Here is a 21669-nt window from a genome sequence, read left to right as displayed (position 1 = left end):
GACGGCCACGACAGCGATGGAGTGCGCGTCCAGGGCATCGGTCTTGCGGTTGTGGCCGGTGTCGAACAACCGCACCCGGGCGGCCAGCTTCGCCGGGACGTCGACGACCCGTTCGCCGTCCTCGACCAGCCGCTGAGCCAGCGGGCGCCCGGTGCCGTTGGCGCCCTCGACCGCCCACAGCCGGTGCGGGAAGGTCCGCGCGTAGGACCGCATCGCGGTGTACCCGCGCTGGTCGGTGTTGAACCGGCCGGTCGCGACCAGCCGCTCCTGACGGTCCACGATCTCGATCGTCGCGGACAGCTTGTGGGGGTCGACCCCGATGATGACCTCTGCCATGCTCCTCGCCTCCAACAGGCGCCTCGAACCGATAAACGGGAACGGCGAGGTGGGCAGTGCTACTACGAGCAGGGCAATCCCCTCTTGAGCCACGCCTCGTCAGCGGTACCCGACGAGGCACAGTCCAGAAGAGAGCCACAACCACACGGGCTGGGCAGCCGCAATTGAGAGCGTCCCGCCGGGCACCTAAACCGAGTCTGGCCCGACCCGATCATGAAGGGAAGTCTCCTAGTAGCCGCTTCCCGCACCGCGTCGCTGTACCGCGAAAGTGGACGCTATGTAGCGCTGCACCTAAGCGGGTCGGCCGAACCCCGCTGCCTGGCGGGCGCGCGTCCCTCGTCGTCTCCCGGACGGCTCAGGGCGGCGGTACCGCGGTCTGCGAGCCGGGTGTGTCAGAGCACGCCGCTAACTTTCGCGCATGAGCGCCTCCCCGATTCCCGAGCCCAATGCGCCCTATCGCGGGGTGTTGCGATGGATGGACGGCGTCCCCTCCACTCAGGAGCTTGGAGTCATGATGGCTCTGCTGTTCTTGGGTGCACTGCTAGTCATCGTGTCGTGGCATCTCGCGCGCAGCTTTCTCACCGACCACCTGACTGGCTTTGCGCTCGCCAGTCCTTGGCGCCTCTTCTGGGCGGCTGGAAGCGGACTAACAGGTCTCGGCCTGCTCACGGTGCCGCTTGCCATGCTTGACGACATTGCAGCTCGGATGGGGGTTGGAGTCGTCGTTTTGGTGCTGCTTCTCCTGAGCGAAGCGCGGCTGGGCCGAGGCCGTCGCTGGCGTCGTTGATTAGGGAGCTGAGGGATGAGAGAAGCCCTTGACGCCCGCGTGGAGGCCGGTTACGCCCGTCCGACGGGGAACCGCGGGGTCGCTGGGTGGCCAGGTAGGCGGCTCATCCCAATCGGGGGTGTAGAAGTTGGGGTCTGAAGCCGCCGGTCTCGAGCAGGCTTCGGGCGATGTAGTTGGTCAGGTTGCGGAACCCGAGTGCGGAGCCGCGCAGGTGTTCGAGCCGTCCGTTGAGCGCCTCGGTCGGCCCGTTGCTGGTGCCGGGTCGTTCGAAGTAGGCGAGCACGTCAGCGGCTCGCTTCTTCAGGGTCCGGCCCAGGGTGGTGAGCTCGGTGAGCACCTTGGGGACGCCGGCGCTGAGGTCGGTGATCAGCTTCTCCATGAGCTCGCGGCCACGTTGCCGGTCCTCGTGGCGATAGGCGGCGATCATGCGCTGGTAGACACCCCAGGTCGCCTCGACCTCGACGTGAGCGTCATCAACGAACAGCGCGCGTAGCCTGTCGCTCTGCTTGTCGGTGAGCAGGTCCGCGCCGGTGTGCAGCGTGCGCCGCGACTTGTAGAGCGGGTCGTCCCTGAACCCACGGTGCCCGTGGATCGCGAGTTGGACCCGGCGCCGGCACCTGTCGAGGGCGTCACCGGCCAAGCGCACGACGTGGAAGGGATCCATCACCGTGACCGCGTCCGGGATCTCCTCTGCAGCGGCGGTCTTGAACCCGGTGAAGCCGTCCATCGCGACCACCTCGCCCGCGTCACGGAAGGCGTCGTCGCGGTCGGCGAGCCAGGTCTTGAACGCCGCCTTCGACCGGCCCTCGACCATGTCCAGCAGCCTTGCTGGGCCGGCGCCATCGCGGACCGGGGTGAGGTCGATGATCACGGTGACGTACTTGTCGCCACGCCTGGTGTGGCGCCAGACGTGCTCATCGACGCCAATGACCTTCACGCCCTCGAACCGCGTGGGGTCGTTGATCAGCAGCCGCTTGCCTTCGGCCAGGACCGCGTTGTTGGCGGTGTCCCACGCGACCCCGAGTCCCTCGGCGACACGGGCGACGGTGAGGTGTGCGACCACGATCCCTTCCAGCGCCCACCGCAGCCCGGTGCGCGAGAGCTTCGCGCGTGGCTCCGCCGCGGCGCTGGTGTCTTGGCGCCACACGTGTCCGCAGTCGGCACAGCGGTAGCGGCGCACTACAACTTCCAGCACGGTCGGTCGCCAGCCCAGCGGCTCGTGGGCCAACCGCCGGATCACGGTGTCACGAGCAGCGCCTTCGCTGCCGCACCGTCGGCACCACTGATCTGGTTCCACCACGCGGCACGCGAGGACCGCACGATCCGGTTCAAGTCGTTGCCCGGTCACGCTCAGACCGAGGCCGTCGAGTCGAGCGAAGGCGGTCAGGTCAGGGCGGCCGAAGCCGGCCGGCGGGGTAGCGTCGGACACGTCGAGGTCTTTCGGATGGATGGCGTAGGAACCTCCGTCGTCGGGAGACCTCGACGTCTATCTGCGGACCGACGCGCCCGGCCGACCTACACCGTCATCTGGGACGACCCCTGAAACGTCTTCGACGACGACGGGACCGGCTAGGAGGAGGGCGCGGTGAGCTAGAAGAATGGAGCTTGCTCGGCTTCGACGCCGCCGCAAGCTCCGGTGAAACGGTCGGTACTGGTCGGTCGTCGTCGGTCACCACCGGATGGCGGCGCCCCCCCACTCTCGGCGTTTGCGCAGGTCAGCGGCTCGTTCGCCCAGTGGGCGCATCAAGCGATAGACGCAAAGCCGACGTGATTAGGTCGTCGGTTCGATTCCGACAGGCGGCTCTGGCGAACAGCCCCTGACCTGCGGAAACGCAGGGCAGGGGCGGTTCGGTTCTGGTGGTCGCGCGATGCGCTGGCCTCACGGCTCTGCCCGACACCGACGTCGCTCTCCTCTGCGACGGACCCCTCGCCGGCTGAGCGCTCGCGGCCGGCATCCTGTCCGTGTGCCGATAGGCCTCGCTCCGCTCGGCAACGCGGCGTGGCGTTGTGTCGCGACCTGGACGTGCGAGGTGTCAACGGTGCGTCGGCGCAGCGATCGTTGTGTGCGCAGCGAGATGTTCCATGCCGCACGGGCGACGCGCACGAACGCAACGCCCCGGAACGCCAACGACCCGTCATCGCTGCGACGCGCAACGCGTCTCCCGTCACGGCAACGGATCGCAACCAAGACCCGCCCACGGCGCCTAGCGGGACGGAGGGCAAGTTGACACAGTTGCGCTGCCATGGAACCGCGCTGGCTCTCTCGATGACCACCGGTGAACCAGTGCCGCTCCAGGCTTGCGCCTGGTGTTGCATGGCCCCCCTCGTGATCGGCCCGTCGGGGATCGTCAACGTGGTGCGGGTGTCGAGGCGGTCGGGTCCGACGGCTCGGCGGGGCGCGATCGTCTCGTGCGTTGGCGGACTACGGGAGCTTGGACGCGAGGACGTCGGCCGCCAGGATCTCGGGTGCTGCGCCGAGGAGGTGCTGGTTGGCCATCAGGGCTGCGACGATGGCGCCGTTGGCGTGGGCGTCGCGAGCGGCCTCGTCGGGGAATGCATCGAAGATCCAAAAGGTGTCGGCGTGGGTTCTAGCCGCGAACCAGACAATCGTTCCCACTTCTTCGTTGGCGAGTGCGACAGCGCCGGCGAGCAGATCGGCGAGCGCGTCGTGCTGTCCATCGGCCGCGACGATCTTGGCGACGAAGGCATACGGAAGTGATGCGGGTGTGGACATGAGGGGTTCTCCTTGAAGTCGGGGTTCTTCGTGGGGCGAGTTCAGCGTATGACGAGCGAGGGCCGATGGGGAGTGGCGTATACGACAGTATTGCTATTGTTCGCGCCATGCGTATCGGACTGATCGCGATCGACGGCTGCTTCGGTTCGGCTGTCGCGTCGGTCATCGACATCGTGCGGGTGGCCGACGGAGCCCGCGGCGATATCGACCCGCGGATCGACCCGATCGAACTCGCCATCCTCGGACCGAAACGGCGAGTGACCACGACGGCATCGATGACCCTGTCGGTTGACCACCCGCTGTCGGAGTCCGGAGAGTTCGACGTGGTCGTCGTCCCTGCGCTTGGAACCCTCACGGCCGCCGCTACCAACGACGCCCTCCAGAGCCGAGATGCTCGTTCGGTCATCGCCTCGCTCGGGCGCCTCGACGACGCGACCACCCGGATCGCCGCGGCGTGCACCGGCGTGTTCGCCGTCGCCGAGACCGGACGGATGCATCATCGGCGGGCGACGACCAGCTGGTTCCTGGGGCCGGAGTTCCTGAAGCGCTATCCGACCGTCGCCCTCGATCTCGACACCATGGTCGTCGTGGACGGGAACCTCGTCACCGCCGGCGCCGCGTTCGCCCACATCGACCTCGCGCTCTCACTCGTGCGATCGATCAGCCCCGACCTGGCCCAACATGTCGCCAAGCTCCTCATCATCGACGAGCGTCCGTCGCAGGCGGCCTTCGTCGCCTACGAACATTTCCGGCACGAGGACCCGATCGTCGTCGAGTTCGAACGCTTCGTGCGCGCCCGCCTGGACGAACCGTTCAACGTCGCCTTCGTCGCGCAGTCGCTCGGCACCAGCCGGCGCACCCTCGAACGACGAGTCCGTGCGGCGCTCAACCTCACTCCGCTCGGCTTCGTCCAACGGCTTCGCATCGAACGAGCTCGGCACCTCTCAGCAACCACGGACCTCACCTCCGCCGAGATCGCGCTACGGGTCGGCTACGCGAACGCCGAGACTCTGCGCTCCCTCCTGCGCAGGGAGCGACGCCGTTCCTGACCTATCGCCATGCCTGTAGCCGGTGTCCTAGCGCCCGGTTGGAACCACCTCTCAGCACGTCGCGTCGACGCTCCTGCGTCGCCCCTGGACGACCCACTCGACACGCCCGCAGCACAGGCCATGTGACGTGCGCCGGCTTCCCGGCCGGTCGGGGTTGGGTGGCTGTGATGTCGCTGCGTTCTCGTCGAGGGGGTCAGCAGACCCGATCAGGGTCGATTGGGATGAGACGCGAAGGCGGTCAGGTCAGGGCGGCCGAGGCCGGCCGGCGGGGTAGCGTCGGTCACGTCGAGGTCTTTCGGATGGATGGCGTAGGAACCTCCATCGTCGGGAGACCTCGACGTCTATCTGCGGACCGACGCGCCCGGCCGACCTACACCCTCATCTGGGAAGAGCCAGGTAGGCACGTCATTCCGCCGCGAGTGACGCAGGCTGCGCACACCCGGGCACAACGCTGTGGGCTCGTCGTGAGGCGGTCAGGTCATCCACGGATGTCGTCACCCCGGAGCGCAGACCGGATAAGCGTCGCCACCCCCTCCAGGCTCACCGGGCGAGGGTTGGAGTCCGGGATGGCCGCTGTCGCCAGCTCAGCAGCAAGGTCGACGTCGTCCTCGGTGAGGCCGATCTCGGCGAGCGAGTCGGGCGCACCCACCTCCCGGGCGAGGTCCCATAGCCCCGAGGCAGCATGCAGAGCCCCGAGGGCCTCCGCGATGCAGGCGTCGGAGTCCGGGTCCGCGTCGGCGTTGAAGGCGGCGACATAGGGCAGCACCACCGCATGGGTCGGGGCGTGGGGCAGGTTGAACGTCCCGCCCAGGACGTGACAGATCTTGTGGTGCATCCCGGCCCCGGCCGAGGCCAGGGCGACCCCCGAGAGGTAGGTGCCGTAGAGCACCTGCTCGTTCGCGCGCACGTCCGCCGGGTTGGCCCGCAGGCCGCTCAGCCCCGGGATCAGTGCGCGCATCCCCTCGCCGGCCATGGCCCGGTTGATGGGGTCGGCGCGCGGGGCCCACAGGCTGTCCACGGCGTGGGCCAGGGCGTTCAGGCCGGAGTGGGCCGCGAGGTCGGTCGGCAGACCCAGGGTGAGCGTCGCGTCGTAGACCACGACCCTCGGCAGCACCCGGAGGTCGGTCCCGGTGGTCTTGCGCTCGTCCTCGGTCATCCCCCAGATGTCGGTCGCCTCAGACCCGGAGAAGGTGGTGGGCACCGCGACGACCGGCAGCCTGGTGTCCCGGGCGACGATCTTGGCGAGCCCGGTGGCCGAGCCGCCGCCGATGGCGACGACCGAGTCCGCATCCGCGCCCTGAGCCAGGGCGACCGCATCGCGTGCCCGCTCCGCCGGAACGTGCTGGACGACCTCACGGACGTGGCCCGCGACGGCGAACTGCTCGGAGATCTGGTCCACGACCTCAGCAGCGTGACCCCCTCCCACGAGCAGCGGCCGGGAGGCTCCCAGGTCGCGTAGGGCTGCGGCGATGTTCGTCGCGGCCGCGCCGGTGCCGAAGAGCACGCGCTGGCCCAGGGTGGTGTGGTCGAACCTGATCTCCATACGATCCTCTCCCTCGTCCCGCACCGGCGGCGCGGTCATCGGCGTCCTGTGGCGCTCACGGTATGCCGCAGCAACCGGGCTGTGAGCTCGGCCGCCGTGCCGGTGACCTCGTGCTCGCTGCCCGGTTCGATGAGCGAGGTGAGCTGAGCCCCCATACCTCGCAGCCAGCCCTCGGTCTGCGCCATCCGGGTGCGGGGCACCCAGGGGTCGTCCTCGCACCCGGCCAGCAGGGCCGGCGTCGCACCGAAGTCACCCGAGAACGAGACCTCCTCGCGCTCGGCCCCGACGTAACCCCCGGTGAGGAGGACGAGACCGGCATACCTCCTGGGGTGCAGGAGCGCCCAGTGCGCGAGCAGGCAGGCCCCCTGGGAGAACCCGAGCAGCACCACCCGCTCCGGCGGCCACCCCGCGGCGCCGAGGCGACCCAGGTGCTCGTCGACCGCCTCGAGCGACCAGGTGAGCCACGGGTCGTCGTCGGGTCGCTCCTCCATGAAGCCGTACGGGTACCAGCTCTGCCCGGCTGCGGCCGGCGCCAGCCACCGCAGACCCTCGACGTCGAGGCGCTCGGCGAGAGCGCGCATGTCGTCGGGGGACTGGGTGCGTCCGTGCACGGCGAGCACCGCGACCGGCGCGTCCTCCTCCTCGCCCCAGCACTCCGCGCCCGCGGCGAGGTGCGGGTTCTCGCCGGATCGCGGTGGTGCCGGGGCCGCGGAGCTGGTCACACCTCGATCGGTTCGAGCTGGCCCATGATGTGGCTGCGCTCGGACTCGAACTGGGGCGGCAGCATGAACGCCTGGCCGAGCTCCTCGGGGGACTCGTCGCAGTCCCAGCCGCCCTCGTCGTGGGTGACGGCCAGCTCGAAGAGGGCGCCACCGGGCATACGGACGTAGTGGGACTTGAAGTAGGTGCGGTCCTTCAGCTCGGAGATGTCGGTGTAGCCGGCGCCCTCGATGTCGAACTTGACCTGCTCCTGATTCTCCAGGTTGCCGAGGTTCCAGGCGAAGTGGTGGTAGGTGCCCGCGCCGAACCGCCACGTGCCCTGGTCGTCGGTGCGGTTGCCGCGCAGCTCGACCCAGTTGCCGTGCTTGGCGTCGCCGACCCGGAACCGGGCCAGGTCACCCTCCTCCTCGACGTCACCGGCGAGGAAGAACGCCTCCTGGCCGAAGTCGACCGAGCGGTCCTGGTCGTAGACGTGGATGCCGATGCCGTGGATGCCGTGGACCGCGTGCTCGCGGGTCACCCCGTTGCCCTCGTGGCCGACGCGGGGGTCGTCGTCGCTCTCGATGAGCTGGTACTCGATGCCGGACGGGTGCGCGAAGGTGAGCCGGCGGGCGCCGAAGACCTCGACCGAGGTGCTGTCCACCTCGTGGTCCGCCAGCCGCTTCGTCCACCAGTCGAGCGAGCCGTGGGGCACGGCGAGCAGCACCTCGCGGGCCTGGTTGGTGCCGCGGCTGCCGTAGAGGTTGGCCTGCGCCCACGGGAACGTCGTGATCACCGAGGACGGGTCGCCGTTCGCGTTGGAGTAGTAGAGGTGGTAGACGGGCTTCGAGCCGTCGTACAGCACGGTCTTCTTGATGAAGCGCATGCCGAGGATCTTGGTGTGGAAGTCGACGTCCTCCTGGGCGCCGGCGACCGAGAGCGTGACGTGGTGGGAGCCGTTGATGTACGTCATGGGCGAATCTCCTTTGATGTGCACCCAGAGCGGTGACCGACCCGATCGTCGGTCCTCGGACGCTAGCACTCGCGGTCTTGTCGGACAATAGATGCGAGGTATGCCGTTCTTGTCCGGTTTGTGACCACGTCGTCCGATGCTGGGCGCTAGGCTCAGCCGCATGACTGCAGCCACCACGCACCGGGAGGTCACGACGGCCGAGGCGCCGACGTCCCGGTCGGAGCGGGTCCACCAGGAGCTGAGCCGGCAGATCCTCGACCATCAGCTGGCGCCGGGGCAGCGCCTCATCGAGCGTGACCTCATCGATCGGTTCGAGGTGTCCCGGGCGACTGTGCGCGAGACGCTTCGCCAGCTGGCTGCCGAGGGGCTCGTCCAGATCCAGCCGCGGCGCGGAGCGGTGGTGCGGGCCATCGACAGCGACGAGGCGAGGGACCTCTACCGGTTGCGCGCCGCGATCGAGGGGTTGCTCGTCGAGTGCTTCGTCGAGCGCGCCGCCGTCGCCGACGTCCAGCGGCTCCAGGAGGCGCTCGATGCGCTGGACGGCGCGGTCGAGGCCGGGTTGGCGGCCTCCGAGGTGATGCGGGTCCGTGATGCCTTCTACGAGGCGCTGTTCGCCGGTGCGGCGAGCACCGTGCTGCGCGAGGAGCTGGGGACGGTCCAGGCGCGGGTGCGGGTCCTGTGCGTCTCCAGCCTGTCCGAGTCCGGTCGCGGCGCGACAGCGGTCCGCGAGCTGCGGGCGGTGACCCAGGCGATCATCGAGTGTGACGGTCCGCGCGCAGCCGCCCTGATGCGGGAGCACATCGCCTTCGCGGCTGCTGCCACGCTGCGCACCCTTCCGCGTCCCGACTGAGGACGCCGTCCTTGCCCAAGTCTGAGCGTCACGGCCCGGGTATGCCGCGGGATGGTTTCCGCCCGCCTCAGCCCAGCTCTCGGTCGTCCTCTCCCGCGGCCATGTAACGGCGTTGGGTGATCAGGAAGGCGACGTCGGCCTTCCGCGCCAGGCGATAGGTCCCCATACACAGGACGATGATGCCGACGATGTTCATGAGTGCGGACACCACGAACCAGGCAGATCCGTCGCCGTCCGAATACATCGAGGCGTTCACCATCCCGCGGAACCCCAGGACGAAGGGAAGAGCAGCCGCGAGGAGGAGCCCCAGACCCCAGCCGATGAGGCCAGCAGCCGGTGCCGCGGAGGTCCACTTCATGCCCCCGGGACAGGGTTCACCCGAGGCGCTGTGGTGAATAGCGATATCGCCATTCACATCGGTGTTCTGCTCGCTCCTACACGCGTCACAGCTACGCGTGGCGCTGCCGGTCGGTTCGGTCACTGCCCCTCCTGAGTCATTGGCGGTATGCCAGTGCAGTAGAACAGGGGATGTTGGTGCTATCGCGTTCAATCGCCCCACTTGCCCGGTTCGCCCTGCTGCCGGCACTACCTCGACTATGGGCTTTCTGTCCCGCTAGGCGTGGTCGATCCGATCGTCGAGATCACGAGGTGCGCGCCTGGTTGCTCGTCAGACTCTGCCGGGCGCTTCCTGGCCATGATCTCGTCGACCCGTTCGTCGTCAGGCTGCGCGTGGTGCCACTGGCCCGCACGCGGTCCGATGACGGGTGTGAGTGCGTCGATGGTCGGCTTGATGAGGTTGTCGAGGTCCCAGCCCGGGTGCCCGCCCTGTCGCTGCGCGGTGATGAAGTCGACCCTGACGCTCAGCCGGCCCTCCAACGCCCGGCGTCCGTTCATGACCTCGACTGCCGCCTGCTCCACTAGTTGCCGCCACGCCCGTTCGCCTGTCGTGGCGAAGGTTGCAGGTTGTCCCGAGACGAAGAAGCTCACGCTCATGGGTCCCCGTTCGTGGGCATCATCGGAGACACGTGGTGCAGCCTGAGTGATGCGAGGGGTCGTCGCGTGCGTGGGAGGGGGAGGAGCGACGATGTACCCGGAGATGATGTCGCCATACACCTCGAGATCGTCGCGACGGTGGCGCCAGGACCACCCGAGGTAGGCGCAGAAGATGGCGTCGATCTCGTCCTCGATGCCCTCCAGGTGCACGGGTCGCGTGGCGTTGTTCGCTGTCCTTCTGAGCTGCTGCCACCGTTCGTTCTCGACGACGTCCAAGTGGTCGAGATCTTCCATACGGTCCAGCAGCTCCAGGGTCGCCGTCCGTCTCACCTCGACGGTGCGGCCACGCTTTCCCTTGTAGGGCAGGATTCGCCCCAGACGGAAAAGGCCGACCATGGCTGGGTGCGGGTAGACCTCCAAGCAGACGCCGGGCCCGTTCGATCCGGGATCGGGATTCCACCCTCTGCGGTCCGCCAACACCTGTGCCCGCGGAGGATTGAAGTACGGCTTGCTCGTGTTGCTGGCGTGACAACCGGCGTCGTAGCGCCCGAACGCCGCCGTGACCATGCGCTCGCAGGGTCGCTGCCCGTCCGGGTTGTTCACGATGAGGGGGGCGTCCACGGCAATGACCTCAGGGACGGAGGAGGTATGCGTGTCGAGCCAGTCGTCGATCGCTGTGTTGCTCCTCACGGAGGCAGACGCCGCGAGGCGGCCGTCATCATCCAGTGCCGCGAGCCCGGTACGCGCTCGGTCGTTCCATGCCAGGTCGATTCCCACGAACATCTGGGGATTGTGCCAAGAATGGTGGCGCCCAGACCATAGGTACCATCAGCGGCATGGCGAGCGACGGGGCGACGGTCCAGGTATTCGAGGCGGGCGACGGCCTCCTCCTCTTCGGGGACGAGGAAGCCCTCCTTCATATCGACGACCACTCGCTCACCCCCACCAAGAAGATTTCGCGCCAACAACTGGCACGAGTCGCCGGCTACGCCGGAGCGGCGGCAGGGGAGCTCATGGCCAACAGCGGCCGGTGGGTCAAGCTCACCAGCGAGTCTCATGACGCCGTCGAGGCGGCCGGGGGCGTGGAGCGTCTTGTCTCGGGTGTGCTTCGGGGGGACAAGGGGCAGATCGCTCAGCACCTGCGGTTCGACAACCTCGCCGTCGGCGGTTTGCTGACGCCGACGGCCCCCGCCGTCCTCGGCAGCATGGCCGCTCAGTACGCGATCGAGGCCGCCCTCGACGACATCACGGCATACCTGGAGCTCATCGACGCCAAGCTGGACAAGCTGCTGAAGCAGCGCAAGACGCAGACGCTGGGCCAGCTCGGTGGCGTGAGCGCGGTGATCGACGAGGCAACGAGCATCTATGAGCAGACGGGCAGGGTGTCGTCGACCACGTGGTCGAAGGTCCAGAGCAACTCGCTCGCGCTGGCGACGATGCAGTCCGAGGCCATCGCCGAGCTGGCAGGGCTTGCCGAGGAGGTGGCGAGGAGCACGGGTGATGCCGACCAGGCTGCCAAGGTGCTGGGGGAGGCGGCGGACGACGCGGAGTTCTGGCTGGGCGTGCTGGCGCGGTGCATCGCGTTGCAGGACCGGCAGTACGTCCTCGAGCTCGCCCGGGTGTTCGACGAGGATGCTGAGCAGCTCGACAGTCATCGGCAGGGCATCGAGATCGCCCGCGCCGAACGCGTGCGACGCATCGAGCAGGCTTTGCAGGCCATCGCGGCGTCAGTCTCGGACTCCGCTGTGCTGTCGAACCTCTCGACCGTCGTCAACCCGCTGAACGCGCCGCGTGTAGCCCGCCGTGCGGGTGCGATCACCACCCACGTCGCGACCTTCGCCGAGCACGCGGACCTGCAGGTCGCGGGCATCGAGGTGGCGTCGACTCCCTGGCGACGGGCAGCGCGCGGGCTCCTCGATGAGACCTCTGGTGCGGTCGGCAGCGTGGGCACCAGCGCCGTCGGCAAGGCCAGGGGTGCCGGCCAGAGGGTCGGGAAGTTCCGGGACGACCGGGTGCTTCGTCGGGCGCGCAAGATCGAGGAAAGGCGCGGGCTCGGGGCCGACGGCGAGTCGTAGCGCCGTGGACCAGGCAAGACCGGTGATCCCTGGTGAAGCCGTTGTGGTCGATGTCGATTTGATCCTCAGCGGCCCGGCGCGAGGGCGGCGAACCCGAGACGCCGAGCCGCCTCAGCGAGCCGTTCGTCGTAGGTCACCACGCCGAGCAGGTCGTCCTCGAGCATCAGCGCCGCCGCCAGGTGCAGCGCATCCAGCGAGCGAAGCGCCGGTGGCTCGAGGCGGGCCGCCTCCTCGAAGACGCCGGTCTCGAGCCGGAGGACTGTCAGCGTGTCCAGGACCTCTCGGGCCAGCGGAGCCAGTTCTGGCCGCACGCGCCGGACCGCGCGGAAGAGCTCGGTCCGGGCGAGATCGGACGTCACGAGCGCGTCAGCACGGGTCTCGAGCCACTCACGCAGCGCATCGGACTCGGGTTCCGGGGCGACCAGCTTCACGAGCGCCGAGGTGTCGAGATACCAGGCCATCAGTAGCGCTGGTCCTCACGATCCTGGCCGAGAGTCTCCGAGACCGTGGTGCTCGGCGCGCCCTCCGGTCGAGGAAGGTCCGCCAGATCCGCCCGGGGCGCGCGGGCAAGCCCAGCGGCCACGAGCTCGGATGCGCGGCTTGCGCCGAGGGGCACCAGGCGGGCGACCGGCCTTCCGTGGTCGGTGACCACCAACGCCTCCCCGGCGGCTGCCCGGGAGACCGCCGCCGAGGCGTTCTGCTTGAGCTCGCGGATGCCGATCGACTGGTCTGACACGTCGCCCTCCGTCTCGTTGTTTGTGCTACAAAGTAGCACTTTGCATCACGTCCCGGTCGGCTGTGGCGCCGATGTCCGGCGGCGGGCGAGGAAGACGGGCTCGGCCGCACCCTGCGCGGCCGAGCCCGATCGGCATACCCGTCAGCCGTCGAGCGAGACCCGCACCGGCGAGCTGAAGAAGCCGCCCTGCAGGTCGATCGCGGTCGGCACGGCGTCCTCCGGGATGTCGTAGAGCAGCACGCCCTCGACCCGGTTGCCGGGGTTGATCTCGGTGAGGAAAAGGCTCTCCTCGTCGAGCAGCCATGACGCGGACGACGTCGAGTGCTGCCGGTCGGAGTCGTCGATGAGCTTCTGCTCGCTGTCGAGGAAGTACTCCGCCGCGTCGCCGGTGTTCTCCACCGTCACCATGACCTTGACGAACTGACCCTGCGCCTCCTCACCGAACGCGTCGTCCCCGATCTGGGCGAGGCCGCCCTCGACGCCGGTGACGCTCACCTCGAAGTCGCCGATCTGCACGACGTCACCCTGCTGCGGGTCGCCGCCCGCCTCCTCGGCAGGCGCCTCAGCCTCCTCGGCCGGCGCCTCCGCCGCCTCCTCCGTCGTCCCCTCCTCGACGGAGGCCTCGGCCGGCGCCTCCTCCTCGGCAGCGGACTCGTCGGCCGTCGATCCCGACGAGCTGGCCGACGAGTCCGCGCCTTCCTCGGCCGAGCTGGTGCTCGTGGCCGAAGGCTGTGCGGCGCTGTCGGCGGGGTCCTCGTCCCCGCCCATCGCGCCGATGATGATGAAGAGGCCGAGCACCACGAGGATGCCGGTGATGATCTTGTGCCGGGCGAACCAGCTGCGCCTCGGGGGCTCGTCGTGGCCCCAGGTCGTCTGCGGACCGGCAGATCCGGGCTGCGGGGGCGGGGTGTGGTCGGGGGTGCTCATGGGAGCCTCCTTGGTGCTCGCGGGATGGACGTCGTCAGTCCACCCGCGGGCGGCGGAACTCTCATCGGCCGTCCGGGCACATCGCGCTGGCCGATCGGTCAGGTATGCCGTGGCGAGACTGCCCGAGTAGCTGACGGGTCTGTCGGCGCTCGGCTCTAGCCTTCGCGTCATGGAGGACAGGAGCACGAGCGCGAGGGCGCCCCGGGACCGCGGCGTGAGGTACTGGTCGCGCACGGCGGCGCTGATGTTCGCCGCGCTCATGATCACCGTGCTCTCGGTCAGCTCGGCGGAGGAGCGCAACCGGGTCTGGGCGTGGACCGGGCCGGTGGGAGGTGCCGCCGACGCGGTGCAAGGGCTCTCCACGCTGGTCGCCCTCGGCGCCCCGTTCCTGCTGCTCCTGCGCCGCAAGGACCTCGCCAACACGGCCTGGGGTCTGGGCTTCCTGCAGCTGTTCTTCCCCATCGGCCCGGTCATGGCGCTGGTCCTGCCGCAGGTGCTGGTGCGGGAGAAGCGCAATGAGGCCGAGACGCTGGCCTTCCTGCACGTGCTGGGCGGGACGGTGTGGTTCGTGCGCGACGCGCTCGGGCCGACGCCGGCCTCGTCGTTGGTCCGCTTCTTCTCCTCGACCGAGACCGTCCAGACCGACCCGGTCGACTTCAACGTGTATGCCGCGAGCGTCGTCTATCTCGTCGTCATCGTGCTGCCCGTCGTCGTCGGATTCTGGCTGCGGGCCCGGCACGAGATCGACGACACCCGGCACGAGGTCGAGGTCGAGCGGGCCACCGCCGGGGCGCTGTCCGCCGAGCTGTCCCGTCAGGGAGAGCGCGAGCTCATCGCGCGCGAGGTCCACGACGTCATCGGGCACCGGCTCTCCTTGCTGGTGCTGCACGCCGGCGGCATCGAGGTCGCGGCGGGTGACGACCCAGAGCTGCGCAACAGCGCCCGTGCCGTCCGCGACAACGCGCAGCGCGCGATGGACGACCTGCGCTCCCTCGTCGGGGTGCTGCGCGACCCGGTCGCCGGCGCGAGCGACGCGCCGCTGTCGCCGGTGTCCGTCCGCTCGCTCGCCCAGCTGTCGTCGGTCATCGACGACATGGCCGACGCCGGCGTGCCGGTAGCGTCGACGGTCTTCCTGCACTCGGCCGACCAGGCGGACCCGGTCCTGGCGCACTCGGTCTACCGCATCGTCCAGGAGCTGCTCACCAACGCCCGCAAGCACGCGCCGACCGAGCTGGTCCGGCTGCAGGTCTCGGGTGGCCCGGGCGAGGGCATCCGCATCGAGTCGTCGAACCCGACCTCCGCCCGAGTGCCCGTCCTGGCGGGGGTCGAGGGCTTGGGGTCCGGGCTCCGCGGCATCGACGAGCGCGTTGAGATCCTCGGCGGCACGAGCGAGGTCAGCACCGACGGCGGGCGCTTCCGCGTCACGGTGACGCTGCCCTGGTCGGGGGACGCGGCATGAGCGCGCCGGAGGGGTTGGAAGAGCGAGAGCGGCCACTGGGGGAGCGGCCGGTGGGGGAGCGGCCGGTGCGGGTGCTCCTCGTGGACGACGACCCGATGGTCTGCTCAGGGCTGCGGATGATCCTGCAACGCGGCAGCCAGGGGCGGATCGAGGTGGTCGGCTCGGTCGCGGACGGTGACGAAGCGGTCCCGGCGGTCGAGCGCCATCGGCCCGACGTGGTGCTCATGGACGTGCGGATGCAGCGTCTCGACGGGTTGACCGCGACGGCGCGGGTCCGGGCGCTGGCGCGGCCACCGGAGGTCATCGTGCTGACGACCTTCGACAGCGACGACGAGCCGTTCCGGGCGGCGGCCGCCGGGGCCAGCGGCTTCCTGCTCAAGACGGAGTCGCCGGAGGACCTGGTCGCCCACGTGCTCGCCGTCGCCGCGGGGGAGGGAGCGGTGTCCAAGCGCACGGCGCGGCAGTTCATGCAGCACCTGCACACCGTCTCCTCCGCCCCCGAGTGCGTCGAGGCCCGCCAGGCGCTGGCCCGGCTGACGGATCGGGAGCGGGAGGTGGCGACCCTCGTCTCGCAGGGCCTGTCGAACGTCGAGCTGGCCCAGCGCCTCTACGTCAGCGAGAGCACGGTGAAGACCCAGCTGTCCTCGATCCAGACCAAGCTGGGGGTGGGCAACCGCATCCAGGTCGCCGTCCTCGTCGCGCTCGCGTCGGTGTGAGGCGAGGCCTCCGCGCGTCGCGTTCCCTCGGGGTGAGCTGAGGCCCCCGCGTCGCGCTCGCGTCGGTGTGAGGCGAGGGCTTCCCGGCGCGTGGGCCGGCTCGGGTGATCAGCGGGAGGTAGCTCCGGCCGCTCTCAGGCCAGCAGCGTGAGGGCGCGGCGCAGGACGTGGGGCCGCGGTGTCGCGGACGCCATCGCGGCGATCTGCTCCAGCACGCCCGCTCCCACCTCGTCGACCAGACGCTGCCGGATCGCGGCATGCCGAGCGATGTCCTCACCCATCAGGGGAGGAGCCGAGGGATCCTGCTCGGCCGCACCGAGCAGGAAGGCGGCGCCCGAGGCCTCGCCCTCCTCGAGGAGCAGCTCGGCCAGCACCCGGAGCATGGTCCAGATCTGGGCCCAGGACCCGGTGCGCTGCAGGTCACGGAGCAACGCCCCGCCCAGCGTGCGTGCCTCCCCGCCGTGACCGTCGCGCACCAGCCGGGCGAAGAGCGCCAGCCGCGCCACCTTGCTCACCTGGGCCGCGCTGATCTGGGCGGCCAAGGCCGCCGCCTCCCGGAAGCGGTCGGTCGCCGCCTGGGTGTCGGTGACTGCCATGACCTCCCCCTCGGCATACAACGCGAACGCCCGCGAGGCGTCCGCGCCGGAGCCCGCGGCTGCGCGCGCCACGGCGAGGTGGTCCTGCGCTGCCGCCAGGTCACCGGCATACAGCGCCATCAGCGCCCGGGAGGTGTGGCTCTCACCGGCAAGTCCGGGGAGGCGGCCGAGGCGGGTGAACCACTCGGTGCAGGTGGCGGCGTCCCCGCGGTACATCGCCTCCACCCCCAGCACCAGACAGACCATCGGCTCGTCGGCTCCACCAGCGAGCTGGTGCCCGGCCAGCGCCAGTCGGCGCGCCCGGTCCAGCTCGCCGCGCTCCACCGCGACCATCGCGCCCGCCCCCACCCCGTTCGCGACGACCGGTGCGTCACCGACCGCGAGGTCGCGGGGCCCCAGCCGGGAGACCGCCAGCTCGGCGACCGCCAGGTGGAGGTCGCCGAGGTCCGGCGGGGGCACCCAGTGCAGGCACCGTCCCACCGCGCCGGCGGTCCGCAGCGCGACGAGCAGGCCCGGGTCAAAGCGGGCGGTCCTTGTGCTGTCCACCGTGCGGCGCAACGCCGCCACCACGTCCGGCACCAGCTCCTCGAGCCGGCCGGCGAGGAGCGCCCCGTCCTGAGTGGCCCACACCTCGGCCACCTGCTCGCACTCGGTGGCTGCCCAGGTCGCATGTGCCCGCTGCACCGCGACCTCCTCGGTCCCGCGTCCGCGCAGCCGACGAGCGGCATACTCCCGCACCACGCCCAGCAACCGGTGCCGCGCGCGCGGACCCTCCACCCGCGCTGTGACGAGCGAGGCCTCCACGAGTCCGGCCAGCGCCGCGCCTGGGTCCGGGGCGACCTCGAGGCCGGCGTAGACCGCCCGGACCGCCTCGATGTCGAAGTCACCGGCGAAGACCGACAGCCGCGCCAGCAGGACCTGCTGCTCGGCGTCGAGGAGCCGGCAGGACCAGTCGACCGTCCGGTCGAGCCCGAGCCCGTCGGGAGCCGGGGGTGGCGGGCCGTCCTGCGGAGTCACGTGCCCAGTGCCGGCCCGGGCGGGTGCCAGGCTGTCCCCCGGAGTGAGGTGCCCGTCATCGGCGCGGTCGGGTGTCGGCAGCAGGGCCAGGACCTCCTCCAGCCCCAGCGTCACCGTGCGCGCGGCTGCCAGCTCCAGCGCCAACGGCAGCCCGTCGAGACGGCGGCAGAGCTCGCCCACCGCCACCGCGTTGTCCGCGGTGACGCCGAACCCGGGGCTCAGCCGCCGCACCCGGTCGGTGAAGAGGCGGACCGCCGCCGAGGTGCCCAGCCCGTGGCCGTCGTCCGGGCCGGGCACCGCCAGCGGTTCGAGCGGCAGCACCACCTCAGAGCCTAGACCGAGGCGTTGGCGGCTGGTGACGAGCACGTGCGTGCCGCTGCACCGCCGCGCCACCTGGGCGAGCAGCTCGGCGACCTCCCCGAGGAGGTGCTCCGCGTCGTCGACGACCAGCACGTGCGGAGCGATCGTCAGCAGGTCGACGACCGCCTCGGCCGGGTCCGCGATCCGGCGCCCCAGCCGCAGCGCGCCGGCGAGGGTGGTCGCGACCTCGCCGGGCCCGGCGCCGGCGAGCTCGGTCACCACGACCGGCAGCGCCGACTGGCGCGCGATGACGCGGACAGCCTCCCCGGCGAGTCTGGTCTTGCCGACACCGCCCGGGCCCGTCACCGTCGTGAGCGGACCAGCCCGCACCGCCTCCAGGACACGGGCGAGGTCGTCCTCCCGCCCCACCAGGGGGGCCGCTCCCCGGAGCCAGTCCGGCGGCGAGGGCCTGGGCGCTGGCCCTGGTGCGGGTCCCGGTGCGGCCCCCGGTGCGGGCCCCGGTGCTCGTCCTGCCACCGCTGGGCCGTCGACCGGCTCGGCGGTGTCCGAGAGGTCGGGGTCGTCCCGTCGGCGGGGTCGCCCGGCCGGGGTTGCGACGGGGGCCTCCAGCTCGTGCCCCAGCACCCGTGCCTGCAGGTCGACCAGCTCCGGGGACGGGTCGAGCCCCAGCTCGTCGGCCATGCGGCGGCGGTGTCGGTCGAGCAGGTCGAGCGCCTCGGTCTGCCGTCCCAGACGGTAGAGGGCCCGCGCCAGCACGCCGACGGCGCGCTCGCGGTAGGGCTCCTCGGCCAGCAGCTCGCCCAGGAGCGGCACCGCGGCGGCCTCCTCACCCAGGTCGAGCAGGGCCGAGGCCTGCAGCTCGGTGGCGTCGTGCCGCATACCCTCCAGTCGTGCGGCCGCGGCCACCACCGGCTCCCGGTCGGTGAGCGCACCGAAGGGCGGCCCTCGCCACAGCGCCCGGGCCTGCTCCAGGAGAGCTGACGCGCTGGCAGGCTCGGCGGCCCGAGCCCGGGTGACCAGGTCCTCCAGCTCGAGGGCGTCCACCTGCGCCGGGGGAGCCGGTAGGCGGTAGCCGTGCTCCACGGTCTGCACCGCGTCCGGTCCGAGGAGCGCTCGCAACCGGGAGACCACGGTCTGCAGCGCGCCGCGTGGGTCGGCCGGTGGCTCGTCGCCCCACGCCGCCTCGACCAGGGCGTCCGTGGAGACCGGGGCGTCCGCGTGCACGAGCAGGCAGGTCAGCACCGCCCGACGACGTCCGGCGGGGACGTGGACCGGTCGGCCGTCGACGAGCACCTCCAGCGTGCCGAGCACGCCGAACCGCAGCTGGGGCACGTCGACCAGTCTGCCTGACAGTGGGGTGACAGCGCCGTGCAAGCGCGGCGGTCCACGGTGGGACGGTCAGCACGACGAGAGAGAGGCGACATGACCACGCACACAGCACCCCACCACGCCGACCAGGCCGACCACGGCGGTCCGACCGGCGGTCCGACCGGCACCACGGCCGGCACCACGGATGGCACCCCGGCCGGCACCCCGGGCGCCGCTGAGGCGGCCTCGTCCGAGCTCGATCTCGAGCAGGTCGGCGCCTTCGCGCAGCAGATCGCGATGATGCTCGCCGGGGGCGCGACCGCCGCGATGATGGCCGTCGGCGACCGCGTCGGACTGTATGCCGCGCTCGCCGGCTCCGGCCCGGTGACCCCGGCCGAGCTGGCAGCATCGACCGGCACCGCGGAACGGTACGTCCGCGAGTGGCTCGCGCAGCAGGCCGCCGTCGGCATCCTGCTCCACGACCCGGACGCCGGCACCTTCACCCTCCCGGCGGAGCACGCTGCCGTCCTGGCCTCGGACGACTCGCCGGCCGCGATGATCGGGGCAGCCCCGCTCATCAGCGGTCTGCACCGACGGACCGAGCGGCTCAGCGAGGCGTTCCGCACCGGGCACGGCATCCCGTGGTCGGAGCAGGACCCGGCGATCTTCGAGGCGATCGAGCGATTCTTCCGCGTCGGCTACCGCAACAGCCTGCTCTCCGAGTGGGTGCCCGCCGTCGAGGGCCTGTCGCAGCGGCTGGAGGCCGGGGCCACGGTCGTCGATGTCGGTTGCGGTCGCGGGGCCCCGCTGGTGCTGCTGGCCCAGGCGTTCCCCGCCTCGCGCTTCGTCGGCTACGACGCGCACGAGCCCTCTGTCGAGGTCGCCCGACGCCGTGCGCAGGAGCACGGGGTGAGCGACCGGGTGCGCTTCGAGGTCGACGACGCGCAGAGCTACCCGGACCGGGAGGTGGACCTGATCACCTACTTCGACACCTTGCACGACCTGGGCGATCCGGTCGGGGCAGCGGCGCACGCCCGTCGGGCACTCGCTGCCGACGGTCGGCTGCTGCTCGTCGAGCCGCTCGCCGCTGACGACCTGTCGACGACCCTGGCGACGGTGCCGATGGCACCGGTCAGCTTCGCCGCCTCCACCTTCCTGTGCACCGCCAACTCGCTGTCCCAGCCGGTCGGTCTCGCGCTCGGGTCGCAGGCGGGCGAGAGGAAGCTGACCCAGGTGCTCACCGAGGCCGGCTTCGGCACGGTGCGCCGGGCCGCGGAGAACGACTTCAACATGGTGCTGGAGGCCCGGGTCTGAGGGCGCGGCACCTTCCGGCGGCGGACCCTCGCGGCTAGGCTCACGACCACCGTGACCGCGCTCGACGAGGAGTCCGCCATGCCGATCGACAACCCCTTCTACACACCCGAGGTGCAGGGCGCCTACGAGCTCCACAGCCTCGGGCGGTTCGAGCTCGAGGAGGGCGGCGTCATACCGGACCTCGAGCTCGCGGTCGCCACCTACGGCGAACTCAACGAGGCCAGGGACAACGCGATCCTCGTCCCGACCTGGTTCTCCGGCACCCACCAGACCTGGGACCTGACCTACATCGGGGAGGGGCGCGCGTTGGACCCGTCGCGCTACTTCATCGTCGTCGTCAACCAGATCGGCAACGGGCTCTCGACCTCCCCGCACACCGCCGAGGGCGAGATCGCGATGGCGGGCTTCCCGCACGTGCGCATCGGTGACGACGTGCGTGCGCAGGAGCAGCTGCTGCGCGAGACGTTCGGCATCGACCGGCTCGCGCTCGTCGTCGGCGGGTCGATGGGCGCCCAGCAGACCTGGGAGTGGGCGGTGCGTTTCCCGGAGAAGGTGCAGCGCGCGGCGATGATCGCCGGCACGGCGCAGAACACCCCGCACGACTTCCTCTTCACCCAGACGCTCATGGACGCCATCACCTCCGACCCGGGGTGGAACGGCGGCGACTACGCCTCGCCGGCCGACGTGGGCGAGGGTTTGCGCCGGCACGCCGACATCTGGGCGGTCATGGGCCTGTCCACCGAGTTTTGGCGCTCGGAGTTCTGGCGCGGGATCGAGCTGCCCGACGTCACCTGGGACACGTTCGAGGAGTTCCGCGACCGGTTCCTGCGGCCGACGTTCGCCGCGATGGACCCGAACGCCCTGCTGAGTATGGCGTGGAAGTGGCAGCGCGGGGACGTCGCGCGGCATACCGGCGGGGACCTCGCGGCCGCGCTCGGGCGGATCACCGCCAAGACCTTCGTGCTGCCGATCGACGAGGACATGTTCTTCCCGCCCCGCGACTGCGCCCGGGAGCAGGAGCTGGTCCCCGGCAGCGAGCTGCGCACCCTGCACTCGGTCGCCGGGCACTTCGGGCTCTTCGGGTTCGAGGAGTCCTACCTCGCCGAGCTCGACGGCCACCTCTCGGAGCTGCTCAGCGCCGAGGTCTGACGCGCTCCTGCCGTCAGCAGGACCGCACGTCGAGACGCCCTGCTCGCCGCGGTGGCGCGAAGGGAGCGGACCGAGGGTCACCGGGGT

The 21669-nt window shown here is 70.7% G+C and carries 20 protein-coding genes; 8 read left to right on the top strand and 12 right to left on the bottom strand.

Features of this window, described 5'->3' with window-relative positions; all coding sequences use genetic code 11:
* Positions 1 to 336, bottom strand: a 336-nt coding sequence (locus tag Q0795_RS16205; RefSeq protein WP_298891486.1) for a transposase, incomplete at its 3' end; no start/stop codon positions are given.
* A 418-nt stretch (positions 337 to 754) separates the two neighbouring features.
* Here Q0795_RS16205 and Q0795_RS16200 point away from each other — a divergent pair.
* Positions 755 to 1123, top strand: coding sequence for a hypothetical protein (locus Q0795_RS16200; RefSeq protein ID WP_298891484.1), 369 nt, complete (start codon positions 755 to 757; stop codon positions 1121 to 1123).
* Positions 1124 to 1226: 103 nt separating this feature from the next.
* Here Q0795_RS16200 and Q0795_RS16195 read toward each other — a convergent pair whose 3' ends face one another.
* Together Q0795_RS16195 and Q0795_RS16190 are read right to left on the bottom strand one after the other, a co-directional pair.
* On the bottom strand, positions 1227 to 2552 hold the full coding sequence (locus Q0795_RS16195) for an ISL3-like element ISPfr2 family transposase (protein WP_298891482.1): 1326 nt from the start codon (positions 2550 to 2552) through the stop codon (positions 1227 to 1229).
* A gap of 993 nt (positions 2553 to 3545) precedes the next feature.
* Positions 3546 to 3857 (bottom strand): putative quinol monooxygenase, encoded by a 312-nt coding sequence (locus tag Q0795_RS16190; protein ID WP_006247389.1) that lies wholly within the window; start codon positions 3855 to 3857, stop codon positions 3546 to 3548.
* Positions 3858 to 3964: 107 nt separating this feature from the next.
* Here Q0795_RS16190 and Q0795_RS16185 point away from each other — a divergent pair, with 107 nt between their 5' ends.
* Entirely contained in the window at positions 3965 to 4906 is a 942-nt protein-coding gene (locus Q0795_RS16185) for a helix-turn-helix domain-containing protein (RefSeq protein ID WP_298891412.1), read from the top strand.
* Between the two features lie 478 nt (positions 4907 to 5384).
* On the opposite strand, the gene Q0795_RS16180 is transcribed toward Q0795_RS16185, so the two are convergent.
* Genes Q0795_RS16180 through Q0795_RS16170 form a run of 3 tightly spaced genes read right to left on the bottom strand, consistent with a single transcriptional unit; the run spans position 5385 to position 8121 of the window.
* On the bottom strand, positions 5385 to 6449 hold the full coding sequence (locus tag Q0795_RS16180) for a maleylacetate reductase (RefSeq protein ID WP_298891410.1): 1065 nt from the start codon (positions 6447 to 6449) through the stop codon (positions 5385 to 5387).
* 35 nt (positions 6450 to 6484) lie between these two features.
* Entirely contained in the window at positions 6485 to 7171 is a 687-nt protein-coding gene (locus Q0795_RS16175) for a phospholipase (protein WP_298891408.1), read from the bottom strand.
* Complete coding sequence (locus Q0795_RS16170; protein ID WP_298891406.1) at positions 7168 to 8121, bottom strand: VOC family protein; 954 nt, start codon at positions 8119 to 8121, stop codon at positions 7168 to 7170. Before Q0795_RS16170 ends, Q0795_RS16175 begins: the two co-directional genes overlap by 4 nt.
* Before the next feature lie 160 nt (positions 8122 to 8281).
* On the opposite strand from Q0795_RS16170, the gene Q0795_RS16165 reads away from it, so the two are divergent.
* The gene (locus tag Q0795_RS16165; RefSeq protein WP_298891404.1) at positions 8282 to 8971 is read left to right on the top strand and encodes a GntR family transcriptional regulator; all 690 of its coding nucleotides are present in this window, start codon (positions 8282 to 8284) and stop codon (positions 8969 to 8971) included.
* A gap of 67 nt (positions 8972 to 9038) precedes the next feature.
* On the opposite strand, the gene Q0795_RS16160 is transcribed toward Q0795_RS16165, so the two are convergent.
* Positions 9039 to 9452 carry a hypothetical protein gene (locus Q0795_RS16160; RefSeq protein ID WP_298891402.1) on the bottom strand — a complete coding sequence of 138 codons (414 nt, stop codon included), beginning with the start codon at positions 9450 to 9452 and terminating at the stop codon, positions 9039 to 9041.
* A 113-nt stretch (positions 9453 to 9565) separates the two neighbouring features.
* On the bottom strand, positions 9566 to 10747 hold the full coding sequence (locus Q0795_RS16155; protein ID WP_298891400.1) for a DUF429 domain-containing protein: 1182 nt from the start codon (positions 10745 to 10747) through the stop codon (positions 9566 to 9568).
* Positions 10748 to 10800: 53 nt separating this feature from the next.
* Between Q0795_RS16155 and Q0795_RS16150 the strand changes: the two genes are divergently transcribed.
* Entirely contained in the window at positions 10801 to 12039 is a 1239-nt protein-coding gene (locus tag Q0795_RS16150) for a hypothetical protein (RefSeq protein ID WP_298891398.1), read from the top strand.
* Positions 12040 to 12104: 65 nt separating this feature from the next.
* Here the strand turns inward: Q0795_RS16150 and Q0795_RS16145 are convergent, their stop codons facing one another.
* The 3 genes from Q0795_RS16145 to Q0795_RS16135 all read right to left on the bottom strand — a co-directional run bounded on the left by Q0795_RS16145 (position 12105) and on the right by Q0795_RS16135 (position 13702).
* Complete coding sequence (locus tag Q0795_RS16145; protein ID WP_298891397.1) at positions 12105 to 12500, bottom strand: type II toxin-antitoxin system VapC family toxin; 396 nt, start codon at positions 12498 to 12500, stop codon at positions 12105 to 12107.
* On the bottom strand, positions 12500 to 12775 hold the full coding sequence (locus tag Q0795_RS16140; protein ID WP_298891396.1) for a type II toxin-antitoxin system Phd/YefM family antitoxin: 276 nt from the start codon (positions 12773 to 12775) through the stop codon (positions 12500 to 12502). The genes Q0795_RS16145 and Q0795_RS16140 overlap by 1 nt, the downstream gene beginning before the upstream one ends.
* Positions 12776 to 12916: 141 nt before the next feature.
* Positions 12917 to 13702, bottom strand: a complete 786-nt coding sequence (locus Q0795_RS16135) for a DUF4352 domain-containing protein (protein ID WP_298891395.1) — start codon at positions 13700 to 13702, stop codon at positions 12917 to 12919.
* 169 nt (positions 13703 to 13871) lie between these two features.
* Here Q0795_RS16135 and Q0795_RS16130 point away from each other — a divergent pair, with 169 nt between their 5' ends.
* Both Q0795_RS16130 and Q0795_RS16125 read left to right on the top strand, forming a co-directional pair.
* Positions 13872 to 15161: a histidine kinase gene (locus Q0795_RS16130; protein ID WP_298891394.1), complete on the top strand. Its 1290-nt coding sequence runs from the start codon at positions 13872 to 13874 to the stop codon at positions 15159 to 15161.
* On the top strand, positions 15158 to 15877 hold the full coding sequence (locus tag Q0795_RS16125) for a response regulator transcription factor (RefSeq protein ID WP_298891392.1): 720 nt from the start codon (positions 15158 to 15160) through the stop codon (positions 15875 to 15877). The genes Q0795_RS16130 and Q0795_RS16125 overlap by 4 nt, the downstream gene beginning before the upstream one ends.
* Before the next feature lie 134 nt (positions 15878 to 16011).
* On the opposite strand, the gene Q0795_RS16120 is transcribed toward Q0795_RS16125, so the two are convergent.
* Positions 16012 to 19143 carry a BTAD domain-containing putative transcriptional regulator gene (locus Q0795_RS16120; RefSeq protein WP_298891390.1) on the bottom strand — a complete coding sequence of 1044 codons (3132 nt, stop codon included), beginning with the start codon at positions 19141 to 19143 and terminating at the stop codon, positions 16012 to 16014.
* Positions 19144 to 19233: 90 nt separating this feature from the next.
* On the opposite strand from Q0795_RS16120, the gene Q0795_RS16115 reads away from it, so the two are divergent.
* The gene (locus Q0795_RS16115) at positions 19234 to 20433 is read left to right on the top strand and encodes a class I SAM-dependent methyltransferase (protein WP_298891388.1); all 1200 of its coding nucleotides are present in this window, start codon (positions 19234 to 19236) and stop codon (positions 20431 to 20433) included.
* Positions 20434 to 20484: 51 nt separating this feature from the next.
* Positions 20485 to 21582 (top strand): alpha/beta fold hydrolase, encoded by a 1098-nt coding sequence (locus tag Q0795_RS16110; RefSeq protein ID WP_298891386.1) that lies wholly within the window; start codon positions 20485 to 20487, stop codon positions 21580 to 21582.
* Positions 21583 to 21669: the final 87 nt, after the last annotated feature.

Origin of the sequence: uncultured Serinicoccus sp. (genome assembly GCF_947487915.1) — a bacterium.
GTDB lineage: Bacteria > Actinomycetota > Actinomycetes > Actinomycetales > Dermatophilaceae > Ornithinicoccus.
This window is presented reverse-complemented; position numbering and strand designations above follow the sequence as displayed.